Consider the following 3,681-nt stretch of genomic DNA (forward strand, 5'->3'; position numbering starts at 1 on the left):
CATTCGTGGCCCCTTGAGGGGCGTTGTCCGTATTATGCCCTTCTAGGGCTTACACAAGCCCCCGGCTTAGCCGGGGGGCCTGACTGCTTTTTGAATTTTGTGGTTTTAGGTAACAACCGGGTCTTGTAGTGACCTGCAAGTGAGCAAAATGGGAAAGACACTAAAACTAAAGATTTATAGGGACCTTAAAGAAGTGTTATTGCAGCAAGATGGGGCTTGAGGAGACACAAATGCGAGCACATGAAGACCTGTCAGGTGGGCTGCCGTTATAACAAATGGAACAGTGGTCACATACAAACCCAGAAGCGGAGCATCAAAGCCTGGGAATAGATCAAAAACACCTCAACGGGACCGACCGGACCTGGAAAGGAGCCGGACCGTGGTGACTTGGAGAGCAAAGCTCCAAACTGATTGGGATAAAGAATATCGGTGGCTCAAATCTATGAGCAGAATCTGAAGGGGATACATCTTGGGTGAAGCGATGCCTGCTACTTGCCAAAATGAAATTGCATTTTAGAAAAAAGATGATAAACTAAATTTGGCATATTTCAAGAAGAGCAATAAATGTGCAGAGAATGCTGTGCCCATTGCCTAAATTGGAATGATCCTATTTGATATCGGGAATTATCAAGGAAGCCTTACAATGAACAGAGGTTATAACGCTATTTGCGCTGCCGGATATTCTTCGCCGCTCTGGTGTGTTTCTAGTCTATATCTGTTCAGAATATAATAACGAAAATTGGGGTTTGGATAAAATGGATTTACCTAATGATTTGAAATATTCGATTGAACAGTTGGCCGTTGGCGTTCCACACGGAAAATTGCTTGAGACATCTGCGGATATCTCGAGCAAATACAAGAATGAAAGCGGACAAGGAAAGCGGCTTGTAAAAGAGAAGGCCGAAACTATCGTGTACGCAATTGTACGAATGCCAGCCACTTATGGTGCGGTCTCTTCCGCAATAAACTACCTGTTAGAAATGGTGGACTCTGCGAACATCAAGACCGTGCTCGATGTTGGATCCGGTACGGGAACGGCAGTATGGGCCGCGTATGAATGCATCCCAGGTATTGAGACGGTTACTTGCCTTGAGAGAGAGCCGGAGATGATTGAAATTGCCAAAACTTTAATGCAAAGCATGCCACTTAAGGACAAGGTCACTTGGCTGCAAGGGGATATGAGCACGTTTGATTTCAGCGGTCAGTATGATTTGGTGATTGCCTCGTATTCTTTAAATGAGCTGGCGGAAGCCGACCGTATGAAACTAATTGAGAAATTATGGTCGTGTACCAATCAGTATCTGCTGATAGTTGAGCCGGGGACACCTACCGCATTTGAGCATATGAAAATTATTCGGGAATGCTTGATAAGGCAAGGAGCCAGTGTGGTGGCCCCTTGTCCCCATAACGCGGAATGCCCATTGCCCGCTGGAGACTGGTGCCATTTTACGAGTCGCGTATCGCGCACCAAATTACATAAACTTCTCAAAGGCGGCGAAGCACCTTTTGAAGATGAAAAATACTCTTACCTGGTTTTTTCGAGGGCGCAGAGCGGAAAGAAAAAATCACGTATCTTAAGGCATCCGGTAATTGAATCTGGCAGAATTACACTACAACTATGCACGCAATCATCTTCTATTGAGACGCGGGCCATTACCAAAAAAGATAAGGTACTTTTTAAGACTGCGCGCAAATCAAAGTGCGGAGATACTTTTTTATGAGTTTTTAGTAATTCAAACTTCCGGTGATGAGCAATCTTGCAGCAGAGCTCAATAAACTGCACCGGACAGAAGTCAGAAAAGGGAGCTTTAGAAAACAACGAAGAACACGTGGTAATATAGATACAAATAAGCCGGGAAATCTGCGAAACTGGTCACAGATTTCCCGGCTGTTTTAGTGGTGCAAAAAATATCACACACGAATATCAGATTTTTTCAGGCGACGATAATAGCCATCCACATAGAACAGATACACGGCAGCTCCGACAATATAAGCAATGGCTGTCAAGGCAAAACCGACAGGCAAACCCAAGGTCTCCTGCAGAAAGCCCATCAACAGAGAGCCAATACCGATTCCGATGTCATAGGAAAGCATGTATGTAGCATTGGCCACACCACGTTTGGGGGCGTCGGTGGTGCCGGTCACAAACGATTGAAACAGCGGCTGCAGGATTCCATATCCAAGGCCAAACAGAAAGCCGGAAACCAGCAGATGAATGCCGGTGCTCATAAACAGGTAGCTCAGCATGGTCAGGATCAAAACAATCAGACTCAGGCAAACCAGAATCTTGTGGCGGCCGGCATCGATCATTTTCTGAGTGGACAATTTGGAAACCAACATACCCAGCACCAGAAAGATGTAAAAATAGGGAAGATAGGCGGAAAGTCCCTTTTCCTGAGCAAAGATGGAAGAATAGGCAATGACAGCTCCGTAAGGAATCATCAGAAACATCATGTTGAACATGAAAGGCAGTGCGGGCGTGTAAATGGAATCGCGGATAGAAAACTTTTTGCGGGCGACTTTCGGATACCGAATACGGCAGCAGGAAACACAGATGAGTGCGGCCACCGAGATGCCGAAGATGGTCAGAAAAGAGGCCTTGCTGCTCATGTGGCTCTGTATCTGCAATCCCACATAGGGGCCAACAGCCATGCCGATGGATACAGTGAAGGCAAAGCGGCTGATACCTTCGGTGATTTTCTGAACGGGCAGAACATCTCCAGCCAATGTCATGGTAGCCGAACCACAGACCGAGTATACAGCGCCCATATACAGCCGAATGATGATCAGAACCCCGAAGATCGGAAAGGCGATGAAAGCCGGGAAAGAAAGGCAAAACAAAGCAAGGAACAGCAGATAAACCCGATAACGGTTGAAGTTGTCCAGCAGATACCCGGCTACAGGGCGGAACAAAATGGTGGCTACAGACATAGCGGTGAGAACAATCACGATTTTGGACCCGGTGATACCGATCTCCTGACAGTAGATGGGAATGACGGGGATCGATGCGTAGAAAGCGGCTAAAACAAGCAGATTGGTGATAAACAGAAGGATAAATCTTCTGTTCCAGATTTTTTCATTTTTCTCCATGCATACATACTCCTTTTCTTTTATAAAAGTCAGTAACAAAAAATAAGGTGGCAATTGCCACCTTTTTAGTGTAACACGGAACCCGTGGCGCGTCAATATATGGTTGCAATTGCCACTAAAATAAAGTATAATACGAAACAATGGGGGTGATCGGAAATGTCCTTTGCAGCGGACAGTCCGTTCAAATCAATTTCTATCTTATATCGAAAATCGCATATATGGCTCAACGAGGGCTGTATTCCCTGTGACCTTACGGCAGCGCAGGCGATTGTGATCATGATTGTATGCGACTTCAGCACGTTGACCCAGGATGAAATCACCAAACGGCTTTCCCTGGATAAAAGTGTTATTGCCAAGACCGTGACAAAACTGGAGGAGAGAGGCTTCCTTCAGCGTACCACCAATCCAAAAGATAAAAGGACCTATGATATACATCCAACAGAAAAGGCTTGGCAGGTTTACCCGCATATACGAGAGCAAGTGGAAGCCTGTTTCTGTCGAATGACGCAAACCATGTCGGAAGAAGACCGTCAAAACTTCCGTCGGCTTTTGGATACAGCGGCACGAGCTGCTTTAAATCAGGAAGAGTGA

At 45.9% G+C, this 3,681-nt stretch carries 3 protein-coding genes; 2 read left to right on the forward strand and 1 reads right to left on the reverse strand.

Annotated features, from left to right (window positions below):
• Positions 1-755 precede the first annotated feature (755 nt).
• On the forward strand, positions 756-1,721 hold the full coding sequence (locus Q0K17_RS11180; RefSeq protein ID WP_294542986.1) for a small ribosomal subunit Rsm22 family protein: 966 nt from the start codon (positions 756-758) through the stop codon (positions 1,719-1,721).
• A 190-nt stretch (positions 1,722-1,911) separates the two neighbouring features.
• Here the strand turns inward: Q0K17_RS11180 and Q0K17_RS11185 are convergent, their stop codons facing one another.
• Complete coding sequence (locus tag Q0K17_RS11185; RefSeq protein ID WP_294542987.1) at positions 1,912-3,090, reverse strand: MFS transporter; 1,179 nt, start codon at positions 3,088-3,090, stop codon at positions 1,912-1,914.
• Between the two features lie 156 nt (positions 3,091-3,246).
• Between Q0K17_RS11185 and Q0K17_RS11190 the strand changes: the two genes are divergently transcribed.
• The gene (locus Q0K17_RS11190; protein ID WP_294542988.1) at positions 3,247-3,681 is read left to right on the forward strand and encodes a MarR family transcriptional regulator; all 435 of its coding nucleotides are present in this window, start codon (positions 3,247-3,249) and stop codon (positions 3,679-3,681) included.

It is taken from the genome of uncultured Gemmiger sp., assembly GCA_944388105.1.
In the GTDB taxonomy this organism is placed as follows: domain Bacteria; phylum Bacillota; class Clostridia; order Oscillospirales; family Ruminococcaceae; genus Gemmiger.